Below are 17,144 nucleotides of genomic sequence, written 5' to 3'. Positions count from 1 at the left end.
TGGCCCCTCAGCCCGGCGGCGGCCCCATCCGCATCAAAGCCTCGCCATGCTGGCGCAGCCACAGCCGCGCTTCATGGCGATGGGGCACAAGCCGATCCACCACAGCCCAGAAATGTGGGCTATGATCCATATGCAGGCGGTGCGCCACTTCATGGGCCGCCACATAATCGCCGATCATCGGCGGGGCCAGAACCAGCCGCCAGTTAAAGCTCAGATCGCCTGCCGCCGTGCAGCTTCCCCAGCGGCTGATGGTATCGCGCACCCGCACCCGCCCCAGTTCAACATCAAGACGGCTGGCATGCTGGCAGGCCTGTGTGGCCAGATGATCCTGGGCCATGGCCCGCAACCAGCGCAGGATCCGATCTTCCAGCCGATCCACCGGCCCCCCCACATGGATGGTACCCTCGTTGATCTGAGGGGCGCGGGGCAGATGATCCCCATGCTGGATGAGATGGGGCACATCATATAAAGGCACGAAGCTGCCGGGGATGAACCGCAGGCGCTGGGGCAGGCGGTCAAGCTGGGCTTTGATCCAGCCCTGATGCTGGCTGATAAACTGGTCGATCTGGCGTGCCGATGCGCCCATGGGGGCGGTGCACACGGCCAGGGCGCGGCGGCGATCAATCCGCAAGCCCAGCCGCCGGGCCCGATCATGGCGCCGGATGAGAACGCTGCCCGCTTCCTCCTCCCTTAGCATATTGTGTCACCTTGGGTCGCCGCCGGGGTTTATTCAATCCAGCTCAATCCAATTCAATCCAGTTCAATCCAACTCTGGCAGATCCATATCCAGAATGGCCATATTGAAGGCATAGGAAACATCGCCTTCATCATCATCCTTGTAGATCAGGCCGATGAATTCATCTTCGAGCAAAACTTCGACCGAGGCATCATCCCGCGACCGACGCTTCAGATTGATACGATTATTGTCAAAAGTGCTGCGCAAATATTTCTGAACACGCGCAATTTCGGTTGGGGTCACGAAGAGTCTCCTTGGATCATTCCATTGCTACCTGATCGAAGGGTTTAGCTGACAGCCACCCCCGAAAGCAAGGCACACAGGCAGTTCATAGATTCTGATTTTAATTCAAATTTGCCATATTATCGTCTTATTCATCGCTATAATGCGCCCAACATTCATTCGTGCCCACTCCATGGCAGGCTTTATCCTGAATGTGGGGTGATCTTTTTTGATCAATAAAGCCATGGGCAGAAAAGCCCAAAGCGCGGGACGATCAAGGCTTCAGTCCCGATCATCGCTATCGTGCGTATCAGGCATCGAGAAACGACAGTTTCGGAAGGAAGGCCATGTCCCGCTTTGCTCTGCTTGCAGGCTTGAGCGCTTTATTTTTGCCCGCTCTTTTGCCCACCCCGGCCCAAAAAGCCCCTATGCGGGCTGCTCCCATTGTGGCTGATCGCGCATCAGATCGGCCCGTTATCCCCCAAAATCTTGAAGAGGCCCTGCACTATGTAGAGGCGCGGATGCCGGCTGAATTTGAAGATGATGCCCGCTGTTTGGCGCAGGCGATTTATTTTGAAGCCCGCTCCGAGCCGGTCAAAGGCCAGCTTGCGGTGGCGCAGGTGGTGCTCAATCGGGTGAGCAGCCCGCTTTGGCCGGAATCCATCTGCGCGGTGGTCTTTCAAAATGAGCATCGCCGCCATGCCTGCCAGTTTTCCTTTGCCTGCGATGGCCGTTCAGATAATCCCCGCAATCCCGTGGCCTGGCAGAAATCAAAGCTGGTGGCTTTAGTGGCATTAGAGCAGCTTTGGGATGATATATCGGATCAGGCGACCCATTATCATGCCGATTATGTCTCGCCCACCTGGAATAAATCCATGCGCCAAACCGCCCGCTATGGCCGCCATCTTTTTTATCTCGATGCCCGGCAAGCCATGCTGATCAGCGATCATGCCCATGGCGATGGCTGATTTGACGGACGGTGTCACGGATCAGCGCGGTGCCCGCTTGGCAAGGATGCGCTGCAAGGTCCGGCGATGCATATCAAGCCGCCGAGCGGTTTCCGAAACATTGCGCCCGCATAATTCATAAACCCGTTGGATATGTTCCCAGCGCACGCGATCAGCCGACATTGGATTATCCGGCGGCGGCGGCGCTTCATCCTCACCAGCCAGAAGGGCTGCGGCCACGGCATCGGCATCGGCGGGTTTGGCCAGATAATCCACGACCCCCGTTTTCACGGCTGAAACCGCGCTGGCGATATTGCCATAGCCGGTCAGCACCACAATGCGGATATCGGGGCGCACTTCGCGCAAAGCGGGCACCAGATCAAGGCCATAACCATCATCCAGCCGCATATCGACAATGGCATAAGCAGGCTTCATCGCCCGGGCATGGCTGAGGGCATCGCTCACACCTTCCGCGAGTTGGACGCTAAAGCCCCGGCTTTCCATCGCCCGTCCCAAACGAATCCTGAAGGGCGGGTCATCATCGACAATGAGCAGCGTTCGGCTGCCCGCATTCTGATCATCGTTCATCTCACGCCTTTCTTCCGCTGCGGATAGCCGCATGCGGGCTTATTCCCCGTGCCCATCCATAGCCAGCATCATCTGGATCATCAGTGTCATCTGGCCTGTGATTGGCTCTTGTCTTCTGGTGCCAGCATCTCTTTTTGCCACAGGATTTTGACCACAGCACCGCCGGATTTCACATCATTTACGAAGCGAACCGTGGCTCCGGTTCTTTCCAGCAGAGTTTTTGCGATAAAAACACCCAAACCCAGGCCGGTATCCCCCGTGGCATTGACATGATGCGCCCCCATGGCCTCGGTCCCGCGCCTGCGGGTGGTGACATAAGGCTCGCCCAGATTTTTCTGTACCGAAGGATCAAAGCCGGGGCCATCATCCTTGATGATCACCTCGATCACCGAAGAAGACCAGCCGATCCGGACCAGCACCCGGCTGCGGGCGAATCCCACCGCATTTTCAATGAAATTGGTGAGCGCATGTAAAATTTCAGCGCGGCGGCTGATCACCGGCTGTGGAGCATTGCCCTCATCGAGGGGGGCGGCCTCGACATCGATGACCACATCGGTCAGATATTCAAAAGCCCGGGCCGCTTCATGGGCCAGTGCTTCAATCGTTTGAATGGCAAACGGAAAAGCCTCATCGGATAAATCCTTATAAGACAAGCGCTCCAAAATGCCCCGGCAGCGCGAAATCTGATCATTGATCAGGAGCACATCCTCATGGCGGGGATCGCCCTCTGGTGTTTCGCGCAATAATTCCCGTGCCGCCAAGGTGATGGTTCCCAAAGGGGTGCCCAATTCATGGGCGGCGGCAGCGGCCAATGTGCCCAATTCCGCCAGCTTATGTTCCCGTTCAAGAGCGGCTTCGGTGGCGGCCAGCGCCTGCGATCGTTTGCGGGTATCCACAGAAATGCGGGCGGCATAAAGGGTGAGGAAAATCATCGCCACCGCCAAACCCATCCATAAGCCCAGCCTATACATGGCGGGAAGGGTGAAAGAGGAATCGGGCCAGGGCAAAGGCAGGTGCCAGCGCGCCATCAGAATGCTGAGCCCCAAAGCGAGAACCAGCAAAGCCCATGTGCTTTTGCGCGAAAGCACGGTGGCTGAGATGGTGACCGGCACCAGCAACAGAATGGAGAAAGGATTGGATAGCCCCCCGGTGAAAGACAAGAGCAGCGCCAATTGCACGAGATCGAAACCAAGCTGCATCGCCGCCTTTTTATCGGGCAGTTGATGAGCAGCAGGAAACAGGACGATCAAAAACAGATTGAAGGCCACCGAAACGGCCACCACCATCGCCGCCCAGAAAATTTCAAAATCATAGCCCAGCCCAAAATAGATGACGAGCAGGGCCAATCCCTGGCCGAGAAGGGCAATCCAGCGCAAAGTGACAAGGCTGCCCAATCGCACGCGATTATCAAAACCGATGCCTGCCCGATCCATGGGATCGCGATCAGCCGCCCGATCCGGGAGCAAGGGCCATAAAAAAAGTGCCATGGGCCGATCAGCCAGCGGTTTCCAGCAGGCGTTCAATATCTCGATAGCGATTATTGCGGGCAATATCGAAAACCGTTTGCCCCTGATAATCGGGCATATCGGGGTCGGCTCCGGCTTCGAGGAGAGCGCTGACCACCCGCCCATTGCGGGATTGGGCTGCCAGCATCAGAGCCGTTTGCCCGGTGCTATTGCCAGCATTGAGATCGGCCCCTTTTTGGATCAGCATCTGCACCCCATCGAGATTTCCCCGGCGGGCCAATTCCATCAGCGCCGTGCTACGGTTATGGCGATCTGCGGCATCGGGATTGGCCCCCATTTCCAGCAGGTATTCGATGATTTTGCTATCAGAATTGCGGGCCGCCATCACCAGCACCGGAATATCATCCACATTGCGCACATTGGGGCAGCGGCATTTCAGCATCTGGGTGCGCATTTCCCCATAATCCTTGTCTTCGACCGCCTTGATCAGTTCATAGGCCGCCGAAAATTGCGCCGCTGCGGGGATGCTGCCAAGGATCGCGGCCAGCATGAACAAAAACAGCCCGATCGCCGGCTTTCTTGTCCACTTCATTTTTACGGCATCCTCGCGCCTTGCCCATGATAGCGGGGCTATCCGGTTTGATCTCATCTCGTGCATTGCATTACTCTCCCGAAAGATCTGGATCGGCTATGGTCAGATCGTCACATCGACAGCAAGCCCCGGCCCTTGTATAACATCATGAAGCCAAGCCCCAAGATTAAACCCGACAGGATCAGGGCGAAAACCCCCAGACACTGAGCCGAAGGACGCTATTCCATGACACTGCTTCGTATTCTTATCGCAGCGCTGATCGTTTGTCTTGGTGCTCTCGGACTTTTGTTGATGGCCGCGCCCGATTCCCCGGATCGCGCCTCGAAAAGCCCTGTAGCTGACGGTTCGGTGCCCATCGGCGGGCCGTTTGCTCTGGTTTCGCACCAGGGCGAGCCGGTGACTGACGAGGATTTTCGCGGCCGCTATCTGCTGATCTATTTCGGCTATAGCTATTGCCCCGATGTTTGCCCCACCGAATTGGCGAAAATGACCCGCGCCCTTGATGTGTTGGAGGCGAGGGGCCTTGATCTCGATCCCATCCAGCCTTTGTTCATCAGCGTGGATCCCGAGCGCGATACGGTGGCCCAAATGGCCCAATATGTGACGATGTTCCACCCCCGGCTCATCGGGCTGACCGGCACCCCGGAACAGGTGCAAATAGCTAAAGATGCCTATCGCATCTATTCGGTGAAAAGCGGGGACGTGGACAGCGATCAATATCTGGTGGATCATGCTTCGATGATCCTGTTGATGGATCAAAACAATCAATTCATGGATTTCTTCTCATCGCGCGAAAGTGCCGATGAGATCGCCGCCACCCTCGCCCCCTTATTGCCAACCCTGTCGGCCACCGCATCCTGATGAAAAACGATCCCGCCGATCCCCCTTTCTGGAAAAGCGTGCCATTCAATGAGATGACGCGAGATCAATGGGAATCTTTATGCGATGGCTGCGGTAAATGCTGCCTGCACAAGCTGGAAGATGCCGAAAGCGGCGAGATTTATTATACCAATGTGGCGTGTCGCTTGCTCGATCATCACTCCATGCGCTGCACCCGCTATGCCAGCCGCACCCGGTGGGTGCCCGATTGCACCGTTTTGAAGCCCGAACAGATCGCCGATTTCAAATGGCTACCCAAAAGCTGCGGCTATCGCCTTGTTCATGAAGGGCGCGATCTGCCCGATTGGCATCCTTTGGTATCCGGCGATCCCGAATCCATTCATGAAGCCCGGAAATCCATGCGCCATCGCTGGCTGATCGATGAGCGAAAAGCGGGCGATCTGGAAGATCATATCATCGAGGGCGAACCCTGAAAGCGCCCACGCAATCAGGTGGGTCGCCTTCTCCATCCTGTTTTGTTAAGCTGATGCCCGGTTGATCAGGAGAGAGCAGATGAGCGAGCGGATCGAAAGCTATGGCGCGTTCTTTTTGTTTTATCTGCGCGAACATGCGAGGCCCCTCACCCGGGCCCTCCATTATGCGGCGGCCTTTGCCTCTTTGACCGTGCTTTTTTATGGCCTTTTCATTGGGCCTTTATGGCTGGTTCTTTTGATGCCTTTGGCGGGCTATGGCTTGGCATGGTTTGCCCATTTTTTCATCGAAAAAAACCGCCCCGCCACCTTTCAATATCCCGGCTGGTCCTTGATATCCGATTATGTGATGACGTGGCTTTGGCTCACCGGGCGGCTGGGGCCATGGCTCGATAAGGCCGGCGTGGCGCGCGGCAAGGCCCCCGCACATCAGCGGTGATCGGCCCCGATGGCCTCAGTGATGATGGTCGGCCCCGATGGCCTCGCGGACTGAGGCAAAACCATCGCGTTTCAAACAGGCGGCCAGATCGGCCTTGATGCGGTTCACAAGGCCCGGCCCTTCATAAACAAGGGCAGTATAAAGGGCCACAAGGCTTGCCCCTGCGCGGATGCGGGCATAGGCATCGGCCCCCGAGGCTATGCCCCCCACACCGATCAGGATCAGCCTGCCCCCGCTCAGCCGATAAAAATCCGCCAGAATTTCGGCCGATAAATCTTTCAATGGCGCACCCGATAGCCCGCCTGCCTCATCTTTTGCCGCATCCTTTAATGCGGATGGGCGGGTGATGGTGGTATTGGAAATGATCAGCCCTTCGATCCCGCTTTCGCAAGCGATTTGGCCGATCATGGGGCGCGCATCGGGCGAAAGATCGGGGGCGATCTTCAGGAATATCGGCACCGGCGGGCGGCCATTGGGGCGGGCATAAAGATCGCGCGCCGCCACAAGCCGCGCCAGCAGGGCGGGCAGGGCGTCGCCTTGTTGCAGATCGCGCAGGCCCGGGGTATTGGGCGAGGAAATATTCACTGCGAAATAATCCGCTACCCCGCCAAAAAGTCTGATCCCGGTTTCATAATCACCGATCCGGTCGGGGCTATCCTTGTTTGCCCCCAGATTGATCCCCAAGGGTGCGATCTTTTGGCGTTTGGCGTTTACTATCCGCGCCAAAGCCGCTTCATGGCCCTGATTATTAAAACCCATGCGATTGATCACGGCGCGATCTTTGGCCAAACGAAAAAGCCGGGGGCGCGGATTGCCCGCCTGTGGGCGCGGGGTGAGCGAGCCACATTCAACAAAGCCAAAGCCCAAAGCCGAAAGGGCGGGAACCGCTTCGGCATCCTTGTCATATCCGGCGGCAAGGCCCACGGGGTTTTTGAAATGGAGGCCGATCCGATCAAAATCGATGGCAAGAGAGAGATCGTCATCGGGTCCGCGTTTTTGCCCCTGCCCTGCGATTTTAGCCAATATTGGCGTGGGCACGGCCTTCAGCAGCCTGATGGAAAGCCGGTGTGCCCGTTCCGGATCAAGCTGAAACAGCCCGGCTTGCAACAGGCCCCAAAAAAGGCTCATGGCTTTGGATTACCATTTTCCAGATCTGCGGGCAGGATATGCCGGCCCTTTGCATCCAATGACAAAGGCATCGTATTTTCAACCGCCGCCAGTTCGAGCCGGTCATAAAGATGGGGGAAAAGCTGGCCGCCACGCGCTTCTTCCCAACGTAAATGGGCGGCATCAAGGCGATCCGGGTTCACCGCCAAAAGCACCAGATTGGGCGCGCCCGCATAATGGCGCGCCAGCGTTTCCGCCAGCTGTTTGGCGGTTGAAAAATGGATATAGCCATCCGCCAGATCCACTGCCGAGCCATCAAAATAGCCCTGATCGGCACATGCCTGCCAATCCCGTGCGGTGAGAATTTTATAGATCATCATGGCCATCCCCCGCGTTTGTGGCTTTGCACATCATCCTTTGCTCTTTATCCTTTAAGGATCATAGGTTCAAGATTGCTTGGGGGAGATCGGCATGGCGAGGATCGAAGGCATAGAAACGATTGGCGATATCGTGCGCCATCATGGCCGCCTCCATCCCCATAAAACGGCGCTGATTTTCCAGGGCGAGCGGGTCGATTATCAAAGCCTTGACGCCCGATCCAACCAGATGGCTCAGGCCCTTCTGGCGGCAGGCATAAAGCCGGGGCAGCGGATCGCCCATTTCGGGAAAAACAGTGCCGATTATTTTGCGCTGGTTTTTGCCGCCGCCAAGATCGGTGCTGTGCTGGTGGGGATCAATTGGCGGTTAAGCCCGGCGGAAGCCCGCTATATCCTGATCGATAGCGAAAGCCGTCTGCTGTTTTGTGATCGCGATATGCCGCCGCTTTTGGAAGCCGATGATCAAGCTGATAACCAGCCTTGCCCCACCATTCTGATCGGGGCCGGGGATGAAAGCGGCCTCATGGCCTTTTACCACCCTCATCCCACAAGCGACCCCCAAATTGCTGTGGATGACGATGCGGTGCTCTATCAGATGTACACATCGGGCACCACCGGCCATCCCAAGGGAGCGGAAATCACCCATAAGGGCGTGCTTTTGCCCCGCCAGATGGATGATCTGATCGATGCCCGGGAATGGCATCGCTGGACCGGCGATGAAGTGCAATTGGTGCAGGCTCCGGTTTTTCACCTGACCGGAAATGTGTGGGCGATGATCGGGCTTTATGTGGGGGCGACCCTCGTGGTGCATCGCGATTTTGATATGGATCGCATCTTTGACGATATCGAGCGCGAAAAAATCAGCCATGCCATTTTCGTTCCGGCCATGCTGATGGCGATGGTCCAGCATCCCCGGGCGAAAACCACAGATTATCAAAGCCTTGTTGCGATTTATTATGGCGCCTCGCCCATTCCGCTCGATCTCTTGCGCCACGCCGTCGATCTTTTCAGGACCGATTTCATCCAGCTTTATGGGATGACCGAAATCAGCGGTTCAGCCACCTATTTGCCGCCTGCCGATCATGATCCCAGCGGCGATAACCCGCGCATGCGATCAGCAGGCAAGCCTTTTCCCTGGGCCCGGATCAAAATCATTGATGAAATCGGCCAAAGCCTGCCGCCCCATCAGGTGGGGGAGGTGCTGATCAAAACCGATACGGTGATGCGCGGCTATTGGAAACGGCCCGATGCCACCCAAGCGGTGCTTTCCGATGGCTGGTTTCATACCGGCGATGCCGGGCTGCTTGATGAAGATGGCTATCTCTATATCCATGATCGCATAAAGGATATGATCATCTCGGGCGGGGAAAATATCTATCCCGCCGAGGTGGAAAGCTGCCTTTTTGCCCATCCCGGCATTCGCGATGTGGCGGTGATCGGCGTTCCCTCCCCCCAATGGGGTGAGGCGGTGAAAGCCATTGTCGTGCCCAATGACCCAAGCCTTGAGGCCGAAGATGTGATCGCCTTTGCCCGCGCCCGGATCGCGGGCTTTAAATGCCCGCGCTCTGTCGATTTCATCGATGCTTTGCCGCGCAATGCATCGGGCAAGATTTTAAAACGCGATCTGCGCGCCCCTTATTGGGATCAACAGGATCGGCAGGTGAATTGATCACGCTTTAGAGCCGGGGGCGACCCGGGAGCCGCCCCCTGTTTCATGGTCTCAGCGCGGCGGCCTTGCATGTTGGGCGCCCCGGAAAATGGCATTGATCAACAGCAGATCAAGGCCATCCTGATAGGCTCTTGTGGTGCTTTCCTGCGTGATGGCAATGACCTGCCCCCGGCCCTCCGGCTCATTCACCATCAAGGGCTTATAGGCCAGTTGATCGCGGCTTTCCTGCCATAAAAGCCCGCTGGCCACCAGCTCTTCAGGTCCGGCAAAGCGCACCACATTCACCCCTTCGCCGATGGCCACGGGGGTATAGATGCCGCGCCCGGTGACAAGGGTATAAACTGTGGGTTTCAAACCGGCGGCCAGCCAATGCGTTTCATCCACAAAGGCGCGAACAATGGCCCCGGGGATCTGATCGGGGGCACGATCCCGGGCATGGGTGAGGGCATCATAAGCCTCGCGGTCCTTGATCACCACACCTGCCACCGTGCTTTCATCCTCTTTCGCTTTGGGATAATCGGGCAGGCCTTCGGGCTGGGCTTCTTTTTCCTTGCGGATCGACAACAGATCCACTTTGGGATCAGCCAGCCAATCGGTTGCCGATCCCAAACCGATGATCAACCCGCCATCCTGCACCCAATCTTTCAGGTTTTTGGCCCCGCTATCGCCCAGATGGCTTTGATAGCGGCCCCGGCTATCGGGCAGGATCAGCACATCATAATGGCGCAGATCCGCTGATTTCAAACGATCAGTGCGAATGGGTGTGACCGGATAGCCATAGCGTCGTTCGATGATGAAACGGCTGTTTCCGGCATTATAGCTGTTGGTTGGCTCATCCCAGGCCATGGCAATGCGGATGGGCAGATGCGGCAAAACCTTGTTTGATCCAAAGCTGGGGCCATCGGTGACCCAGCTCGTATTCACTCCCACGATCCGCGCGCCGGTTGTTTCGACCAGTGCGGCCAGTTTCGTGTTGAGCCCGGGATCATTCTCGCCAATTTCAAAAATCAGCGTGCCCGAGGGATAGCGCTTGTCGAGAAGCGTGAAAGGCTCATCGCTGCTTTTCACCTTCAGCCCATGGCGCAGGGCAGCACTCAAAAGCCGGGCTGCTGATGCTTCACCCCAAGGGGCAAGGAACGCCACCGTGGCATCGGGGTTTTCAAGTCTGCCCTGATGCGGCGTATCACCCGCCACCGCGATGGTTTCCACCCGGGGCTTATCGGCACAGGCTGTGGCTTCCAGATTAAACATCAAGGGCAGGGACCATGCGGTGGTATCATAAATCTCATCGGGAAGATTGCGCGCCCGGCGGGCTTCCTGATCGGCAATGAAATCCGCCGCCATCGGCACCTGCCGGTTCATCAAAACACTGATCCGGCGTTTTTCCGGCTGGGCCATATCGATGACATAGGCACCGGCTTTATAATCCACGCCACAGGCCCGGAAAGAGGCGGACGCCCGCGCCACCTCGATCCCCTGAAACGCCAAGAGACGCGCCAGTTCATCGGCACCCGCCTGATCGCTTTGGGTGGGGATCAGCCAGCTTTTCACATCCCCTTTGCGGCCCTCTTCGATGGCTGAACTGCGATAATTGTAAAAATCGCTGTAAAGCTTGCGGCGGTTATCGGCCACCACTTCGGCCGTGGAAAGAGACGTGATGAGATGATTGCGGATGGTTTCGGCATAGCTCAGATCCTTGCCATCATATCGGCGGTAAACCAGCCCCCGGCTGCTCGCCTGTTCATAGGTCATGGCAATCCCGCCATAATAGCTGGGCCAGCTTGCCCCATAGCCGGGATAAAAGGCATCGAATATCTCGCGGGTGAAATAAGAAATGCCAAAGCGATCGAAATGCCGCGCGTGATTTTCCCCAAACAGATGCAGGTTCTGTTTTTGGCTGGCGGTGAGATGGGGATTATAGGGCACGGCTTCGGGAGCAAAGAAATAGGTGCTGTCGCCCCCCATTTCATGGGCATCCACCATCACCAGCGGCAGCCATTCCAAAAGTGCGGGCACCCGGCCCTTGGTTTCGGGCTGGCTGATGCGAAACCAATCGCGATTGAGATCAAACAGATAATGATTGGTGCGCCCGCCGGGCCAGCCCAGATCATGTTCTGCTGAAATCCGGTCGCCCTGGGGCTCTAATCCCAAAGCCTGCTCATAGGCCGCTAAAAACCGCGCCCGACCATCGGGATTTTGCATGGGATCGATGAACAGCACGGTATTGTTGCGAATATTTTCAAGCTGTGCCGATTGTCCGGCCAAAACATGCCATGCCGTGAGCAGGGCGGCTTCGGTGGATGAGATTTCATTGCCATGCACGCCATAAGATAACCACACCGTGCCCGGCAGGCGCTCGATGATGGCATCGGCATCGGCTTTTGGCAGGCTGCGGGGATCGCTCAACGCCTTGATATCGGCCTTGATCGCATCGAGATTGGCAATGGTTTGCGGCGTGCCGATGATCGCATAAACCAGGCGGCGGCCCTGCCATGTGGTGCCATAATCGATGATTTTCATGCGATCAGGGGCGGCGGCCTCTAAAGCCTCAAGATAGCGCAGGGCCTCATCGGGGCGGGTGATGCGGCTGCCCGGTTCATAGCCCAGAACCGCTTCAAAGCTTGGAATGGCCGGATCGAACCGGGTATCGGGCCAGGCGGTAAACACCCCATCGGCACGGGCCGAGCCTATCAAAAGCCCCAAAAGCAGCAGCACGCTTAGCCAACCACGCAGCATGAAACACCCTTTCTTTTTCAATCCGGCTTTACATATCCCGGCTTCACAGATCAGGGTGCTCTCAATGGATGCGCCCCCCCTTATCCCGCATAACATTCACGGCTTTGCCACGAAGTGCAAGGGGTGCGATGGGTCCATCCGCGTCAGATAGTCGCCAACCGCCCTTTGCTGTGCATCCCATATTGCCGAAAGGCCGGTTTTTGCGCAGAATAGCCCCATGATCACCCGTCTGCAAAAAGCCCGCTATCTTGTTGGACAATCGGCCCGCATGGGCTTTTTTGCCAGCCAATATATGATGACCCGAAAATTGGCGGGCGCCGATGATGAAACCGATCATCACCCGTCCATGGGGTCTGATGGCAGGGATCGCGATGCCCCCGATCTGCCATCCAAAGCCGCGATCCGGGCGGCGATGCGCGATCTGGTGCGGCAGGATCTGGCGAATATCGACGCCGGTTATTATCCGTCGCCCAAGCTGATCGACGACAATCCCTTTACAACATTTGGCGTTTTGCGCAGCTATTTTGCCGATCTGCCCAGCGTTACAAAAAGACGCCGGCAGCATGGCCATAGCGATGTGCAAAAGCAGGTCAGCCCCGATGATCGCTATCCGCGCTATTATCTGCAGAATTTCCATTATCAAAGCGGCGGTTGGCTCACCGATGACAGTGCCCGGCTTTATGATCATCAGGTCGAGGTTTTGTTCAGCGGCACCGCCGATGCCATGCGCCGGCAGGCGCTGGTGCCCTTTAAAAAACATTTCGGATCAAGGCGCGAGCCGCAGATCACCCCCCGGCCCCGGCTTTTGGATATCGGCAGCGGCACCGGCCGATTTTTGAAAGCCCTGCGCCAGATCCTGCCCCATGCCCGGCTCAATGCTTTGGAGCCATCGCCCGCTTATGGTGCGGTTTTGCAAAAAGCCGTGCCATCGGCCCGCCTTCATGCCGGTTTTGCGGAAGCCATGCCCTTTGAACCGGCGCGGTTCGATGGGTTAAGCGCGGTTTATCTGTTTCATGAATTGCCCCCCAAAATTCGCCAAGCGGTGATGGCCGAGATCGCCCGTGTTTTAAAGCCCGGCGGGTTGTTCGTGCTGGCGGATTCTTTGCAATATGGCGATCAACCCGCCTTTGATGGGCTGCTGGCCCGCTTTCCCACGCGCTTTCACGAGCCTTATTATGAAAGCTATCTGAAAACCGATCTCGGCGCGCTGGCTGCCGCCCATGGCCTTGTTCAGATCGATCACATCACCGCGTTTCTGACCAAGATCATGGTTTTTCAAAAACGGTGAAGGCCAGAAAGCATCAGGCTGTTGCAAGATCGCTCTTGGCGCGGGGATCAGGCATTGCTATCTAGAGCCAGAATGTGGGACGCCTGTTTGGTCCTTTCGCACATTTGGGGGCCTGTAGCTCAGTTGGTTAGAGCGAACCGCTCATAACGGTTTGGTCGCAGGTTCGAGTCCTGCCGGGCCCACCATCTTCCCCCATAGCCCCGCAAACGGAGCCGTTCATGACGCAGGACGAAAAAAACCGCCGCTATCATGAGATTGCGGCGCAGATTGCATCCGTTCTCGAACATGAGGACAATCTCATCACCCGCATGGCCACGGTGTCGTGCCTTTTGGCATATGGCTTTGAAAGCTATTTCTGGACCGGGTTTTATATGGTGGATCCCAAAAAGCCACTCGAACTGGTGGTTGGCCCTTATCAGGGCAGTTTGGGCTGTTTGCGAATCCCTTTCGGTAAAGGGGTGTGTGGCCGGGCAGCCAGCGAAGAGCGCACGCAGATCGTTGCCGATGTGGATGCTTTTCCGGGGCATATTGCCTGCGACCAAAGATCGAGATCGGAAATCGTCGTCCCGGTTTTTGATGCCGAACACAGGCTGATTGCCGTTTTCGATGTCGATTCCGAGCAGCTTGGGAATTTTGATGAGACCGACCAGAGATGGCTGGAGCAGATCATTATGCAAACTTTTGCCCAATGAGTTATTTACCCTTTAAAGATGATTTGTGTGTTAAAAACCTAGAATAATCTCTTTAAAGATGTAATTTACAGAAAATTAATCTTGATTATCACGAATTTGTGATGATAGATCGCCACAGACAGTCGCGCTGGGGGGCGCGTTATTTCAGTGGGAATATTTTATCATGGCGGCGATTACATCCGAAGATCTTGCGCGATCCATTCGCATTTATGAAACCCTTTTTCAGGCCACGGCTGTGCGCGGCGATGCCCAATGCGATAGGGTGCTTTATTCTCGGCTGACCCGGGCCATTTTTACCGGCATTGCCCTGAGCGGGCCGCGCGCCTGTCTGATCGATCCGATCTATCCGCCTAAGCGCTAGATAGAGGCCCGGGCATCGAAAGCCGCCAAAGCCGCATCGAATATCAGCATGACCGAGGCATGGCGGGCCTTATGGGCCCGCACCGGTTCCAACAAAGTAAGCCGATCAAAGGGCGGGGCGGGGGCCTCACCATTCTGGGTGAGCATCTGAGAAAATTCGGCAGCCGCCCGGGCGATCTCATCCCGGCTTCGGCCGATCAGCAAGGGGGCCACCAGGGCCGAAGACGCCTGACCAAGGGCACAGGCCCGTACATCAAGCCCGAGCCGGGCGATCTGATCCCCTTCAAAACAGGCATCAAGACTGACCCGCGACCCACAGATGCGGCTGGTGCGCACAACACTGACATCGGGCGTCGGCAAACGCTCGGTAAAGGGAATTTGCGTCGCCAAACGCAGGATATCGGTGCTGTAAAGAGTGTTCATGCCCCACAGATAAGCTGCCGCCTGATAAAATCCAAGTCTCATCACATCGCACTCTATAGCCTCTGTTAAAGGGGATGCTGCGCAATCCAATGCGGCCTTGCCTGCGTATTCTTGGTTTTGGTGAAACCTGATCCTCTGTCCGGGGCAAAATCTCGGCAGGATAGCGAAAAAATTGGCGAAAAGGGGCAAGGCGTGGATGAACTGATCAGGCTGGCATCGGGCAATCGAGACGGGACGACCCTGCACACGCCCTATGATTCAAAACCGGTCGACTATGGAAAAAAGGCAACGGATGCGCTGAATGGCAAACAGCGGCCCGACCGTGAGGCAGCGATGCAGGCGGTCGAGACCCTGCTCGCTTTCATGGGCGAAAATCCCCAGCGTTCGGGCCTTTTGGATACGCCGCGCCGGGTGGTGGATGCTTTGCTTGAGCATGGCCGGGGCTATGATCTTGATCCCCACGAAATTCTTGCCCGCACCTTTGATGAGGTGGAGGGCTATGATGATATGGTGCTTTTGCAGGGTATTCGTTTTGAAAGCCGCTGCGAACATCATCTGGAGCCGATCATCGGCGTGGCCCATGTGGCTTATCTGCCCTCTGATCGGGTGGTGGGCCTGTCGAAAATTGCCCGCGTGGTCGATGTTTTTGCCAAACGCCTGCAAGTACAGGAACGCATGACCGCGCAGATTGCCAACGCCATTGAACAGGCGCTTGCCCCGCGCGGGGTGGCGGTTTGGCTCTCGGCGGAACATTTCTGCATGGCCAGCCGGGGCGTGCATAAGGCGGGTGTTTTAACCCATACCCAGCGCATGACCGGGCTTTTCACCAAAGATGCGCATCTGGCCACCCGCTTTATGGCGCTGGCCAAGGCGGTTTGAATTTTGCAATAATGCGGCATGACAGAAAAATCCGTCTCTTATTTCCCACCGCCGCCAGATGATGCCACGGCCCTTGAAACCGGCCCGGTGCTTTGCCCGCGCTTTGATCATAATGGCCTGATCCCCGCCATTGCCACGGATCATAAAACCGGCAAGGCCCTGATGATGGCCTATATGAATGCCGAAGCTCTGAAGCTTACCCTTGAAACCGGGATCGCGCATTATTTCAGCCGATCCCGGCAATCCCTTTGGAAAAAAGGCGAAACATCGGGGCAAATCCAGGATGTTGTGGAATTGCGGGTGGATTGCGATCAGGATTGCATCTGGTTAGAGGTACACCAGCATGGGGATGGTTGCTGCCATGTGGGCCATGAAAGCTGCTTTTATCGCCGGGCCATCCCTGCGGCCGACGGTGGTTTCGAGCTTGTAACAACACCCCATATCACAAAAACATAAGGGAGCGAGGATGGCCGAATTGACAATCGAGCTTGTGTTCATCGAACAGCCCTTGGCCAATTATGTGTATCTGCTGCGCGAAAACCAAAGCGGCCATGTGGCGGTGGTTGATCCCGGTTGGGCGGCTCCGGTGATCAAGGCCTTGGAAAAACGGGGATGGACGCCCGATGTTATTTTGCTCACCCATCATCATGCCGATCATATCGGGGCGACAAAAGACCTGAAGGATCGTTATCAGGCGCGGGTGATCGCCCCCGATGCCGAACGCCATCGCATCCCCCATGCGGATGAATGGGTGCGCGAGGGTGAAAGCGTGCATATCGGCCAGGCTCGGGGCGAGGTGATTGCATTGCCCGGCCACACCCTTGGCCATGTGGCCTATCATTTCCCCAAAGAAAAGGCGCTGTTTTGCGGCGATACGCTGTTTTCGCTGGGCTGCGGGCGATTATTTGAAGGCACCGCCGCGCAGATGTGGCAATCCCTGTCGAAATTGGCCGCCCTGCCCGATGAAACCCTGATGTGCTGCGCCCATGAATATACCGAAGCCAATGGCCGCTTTGCCCTCACGATAGAACCGGGGAACAGGGCCCTGCACACCCGGATGAACGAGGTGAAGGCCCTGCGCCTTGAAGGCCAGCCCACCGTGCCCTCCAATATCGGCATCGAGCGGGCCACCAATCCCTTTCTTCGGCCCCACAGCCCGGAAATCCGGGCGCGTCTTGGGATGGAAGCCGCCAGTGACGCCGAAATTTTCGGTGCCATCCGCAAGGCCAAGGATTCCTTTTGAGATCGCGCGAAAAGGGCGCTTTAATCGCCTGATTGCATCATTATAGCCATCGCAACAAAAGCACAGGGAT

Annotated in this window: 20 protein-coding genes and 1 tRNA gene; 12 read left to right on the top strand and 9 right to left on the bottom strand. The window is 56.8% G+C overall.

All coding sequences use genetic code 11. The annotated features are described in order from the left end of the window. Window positions 1-7: 7 nt before the first annotated feature. Window positions 8-697 (bottom strand): SprT family zinc-dependent metalloprotease, encoded by a 690-nt coding sequence (locus tag QK300_RS04700; protein ID WP_281300550.1) that lies wholly within the window; start codon window positions 695-697, stop codon window positions 8-10. Window positions 698-760: 63 nt separating this feature from the next. Next, window positions 761-979: a DUF3126 family protein gene (locus QK300_RS04695; RefSeq protein WP_281300551.1), complete on the bottom strand. Its 219-nt coding sequence runs from the start codon at window positions 977-979 to the stop codon at window positions 761-763. 326 nt (window positions 980-1,305) lie between these two features. On the opposite strand from QK300_RS04695, the gene QK300_RS04690 reads away from it, so the two are divergent. Beyond that, the gene (locus tag QK300_RS04690; RefSeq protein WP_281300552.1) at window positions 1,306-1,926 is read left to right on the top strand and encodes a cell wall hydrolase; all 621 of its coding nucleotides are present in this window, start codon (window positions 1,306-1,308) and stop codon (window positions 1,924-1,926) included. Between the two features lie 21 nt (window positions 1,927-1,947). Here QK300_RS04690 and QK300_RS04685 read toward each other — a convergent pair whose 3' ends face one another. From QK300_RS04685 to QK300_RS04675, 3 genes are all read right to left on the bottom strand, one after another. Continuing rightward, window positions 1,948-2,493, bottom strand: coding sequence for an ActR/PrrA/RegA family redox response regulator transcription factor (locus tag QK300_RS04685; protein WP_281300553.1), 546 nt, complete (start codon window positions 2,491-2,493; stop codon window positions 1,948-1,950). An 86-nt stretch (window positions 2,494-2,579) separates the two neighbouring features. Continuing rightward, the gene (locus QK300_RS04680; RefSeq protein ID WP_281300554.1) at window positions 2,580-3,980 is read right to left on the bottom strand and encodes an ActS/PrrB/RegB family redox-sensitive histidine kinase; all 1,401 of its coding nucleotides are present in this window, start codon (window positions 3,978-3,980) and stop codon (window positions 2,580-2,582) included. Between the two features lie 7 nt (window positions 3,981-3,987). Further along, window positions 3,988-4,551 carry an ankyrin repeat domain-containing protein gene (locus QK300_RS04675; protein WP_281300555.1) on the bottom strand — a complete coding sequence of 188 codons (564 nt, stop codon included), beginning with the start codon at window positions 4,549-4,551 and terminating at the stop codon, window positions 3,988-3,990. A 225-nt stretch (window positions 4,552-4,776) separates the two neighbouring features. On the opposite strand from QK300_RS04675, the gene QK300_RS04670 reads away from it, so the two are divergent. The 3 genes from QK300_RS04670 to QK300_RS04660 all read left to right on the top strand — a co-directional run bounded on the left by QK300_RS04670 (window position 4,777) and on the right by QK300_RS04660 (window position 6,300). Continuing rightward, window positions 4,777-5,412 (top strand): SCO family protein, encoded by a 636-nt coding sequence (locus QK300_RS04670; RefSeq protein WP_281300556.1) that lies wholly within the window; start codon window positions 4,777-4,779, stop codon window positions 5,410-5,412. Then, entirely contained in the window at window positions 5,412-5,864 is a 453-nt protein-coding gene (locus tag QK300_RS04665; RefSeq protein WP_281300557.1) for a YcgN family cysteine cluster protein, read from the top strand. Before QK300_RS04670 ends, QK300_RS04665 begins: the two co-directional genes overlap by 1 nt. Window positions 5,865-5,943: 79 nt before the next feature. Beyond that, a complete protein-coding gene (locus QK300_RS04660) occupies window positions 5,944-6,300 on the top strand; it encodes a DUF962 domain-containing protein (protein WP_281300558.1) in 357 nt (118 codons plus the stop codon). 15 nt (window positions 6,301-6,315) lie between these two features. Here QK300_RS04660 and QK300_RS04655 read toward each other — a convergent pair whose 3' ends face one another. Both QK300_RS04655 and QK300_RS04650 read right to left on the bottom strand, forming a co-directional pair. Beyond that, window positions 6,316-7,428 carry a quinone-dependent dihydroorotate dehydrogenase gene (locus tag QK300_RS04655; RefSeq protein ID WP_281300559.1) on the bottom strand — a complete coding sequence of 371 codons (1,113 nt, stop codon included), beginning with the start codon at window positions 7,426-7,428 and terminating at the stop codon, window positions 6,316-6,318. After that, entirely contained in the window at window positions 7,425-7,787 is a 363-nt protein-coding gene (locus QK300_RS04650) for a DUF952 domain-containing protein (RefSeq protein ID WP_281300560.1), read from the bottom strand. Before QK300_RS04650 ends, QK300_RS04655 begins: the two co-directional genes overlap by 4 nt. 91 nt (window positions 7,788-7,878) lie before the next feature. On the opposite strand from QK300_RS04650, the gene QK300_RS04645 reads away from it, so the two are divergent. Next, window positions 7,879-9,453 carry a long-chain-fatty-acid--CoA ligase gene (locus QK300_RS04645; protein WP_281300561.1) on the top strand — a complete coding sequence of 525 codons (1,575 nt, stop codon included), beginning with the start codon at window positions 7,879-7,881 and terminating at the stop codon, window positions 9,451-9,453. 51 nt (window positions 9,454-9,504) lie between these two features. Here QK300_RS04645 and QK300_RS04640 read toward each other — a convergent pair whose 3' ends face one another. Continuing rightward, window positions 9,505-12,189, bottom strand: coding sequence for a M14 family metallopeptidase (locus tag QK300_RS04640; RefSeq protein WP_281300562.1), 2,685 nt, complete (start codon window positions 12,187-12,189; stop codon window positions 9,505-9,507). A gap of 217 nt (window positions 12,190-12,406) precedes the next feature. On the opposite strand from QK300_RS04640, the gene QK300_RS04635 reads away from it, so the two are divergent. From QK300_RS04635 to QK300_RS04620, 4 genes are all read left to right on the top strand, one after another. Beyond that, window positions 12,407-13,477 carry a class I SAM-dependent methyltransferase gene (locus QK300_RS04635; protein ID WP_281300563.1) on the top strand — a complete coding sequence of 357 codons (1,071 nt, stop codon included), beginning with the start codon at window positions 12,407-12,409 and terminating at the stop codon, window positions 13,475-13,477. Between the two features lie 108 nt (window positions 13,478-13,585). Beyond that, window positions 13,586-13,662 (top strand) — tRNA-Ile (locus tag QK300_RS04630). Window positions 13,663-13,695: 33 nt separating this feature from the next. Further along, window positions 13,696-14,169, top strand: coding sequence for a GAF domain-containing protein (locus tag QK300_RS04625; RefSeq protein WP_281300564.1), 474 nt, complete (start codon window positions 13,696-13,698; stop codon window positions 14,167-14,169). A gap of 163 nt (window positions 14,170-14,332) precedes the next feature. Then, window positions 14,333-14,530, top strand: a complete 198-nt coding sequence (locus QK300_RS04620) for a hypothetical protein (RefSeq protein ID WP_042082662.1) — start codon at window positions 14,333-14,335, stop codon at window positions 14,528-14,530. Here the strand turns inward: QK300_RS04620 and QK300_RS04615 are convergent. Beyond that, window positions 14,527-14,994 (bottom strand): iron-sulfur cluster assembly scaffold protein, encoded by a 468-nt coding sequence (locus QK300_RS04615; RefSeq protein WP_281300565.1) that lies wholly within the window; start codon window positions 14,992-14,994, stop codon window positions 14,527-14,529. The two genes, QK300_RS04620 and QK300_RS04615, sit on opposite strands and share 4 nt — an antisense overlap. A gap of 255 nt (window positions 14,995-15,249) precedes the next feature. Here QK300_RS04615 and folE point away from each other — a divergent pair, with 255 nt between their 5' ends. Genes folE through gloB form a run of 3 tightly spaced genes read left to right on the top strand, consistent with a single transcriptional unit; the run spans window position 15,250 to window position 17,074 of the window. Beyond that, window positions 15,250-15,831, top strand: coding sequence for a GTP cyclohydrolase I FolE (gene folE, locus QK300_RS04610; RefSeq protein WP_348651824.1), 582 nt, complete (start codon window positions 15,250-15,252; stop codon window positions 15,829-15,831). An 18-nt stretch (window positions 15,832-15,849) separates the two neighbouring features. After that, the gene (gene hisI, locus QK300_RS04605) at window positions 15,850-16,287 is read left to right on the top strand and encodes a phosphoribosyl-AMP cyclohydrolase (protein WP_281300567.1); all 438 of its coding nucleotides are present in this window, start codon (window positions 15,850-15,852) and stop codon (window positions 16,285-16,287) included. Window positions 16,288-16,297: 10 nt separating this feature from the next. Continuing rightward, window positions 16,298-17,074 (top strand): hydroxyacylglutathione hydrolase, encoded by a 777-nt coding sequence (gene gloB, locus QK300_RS04600; RefSeq protein ID WP_281300568.1) that lies wholly within the window; start codon window positions 16,298-16,300, stop codon window positions 17,072-17,074. Window positions 17,075-17,144 lie beyond the last annotated feature (70 nt).

Source organism: Iodidimonas sp. MBR-22 (genome assembly GCF_029946565.1).
In the GTDB taxonomy this organism is placed as follows: domain Bacteria; phylum Pseudomonadota; class Alphaproteobacteria; order Sphingomonadales; family Rhodothalassiaceae; genus Iodidimonas; species Iodidimonas nitroreducens.
Note: the sequence above shows the minus strand (reverse complement) of the source record. Positions and strands in the feature narration are given on the sequence as shown.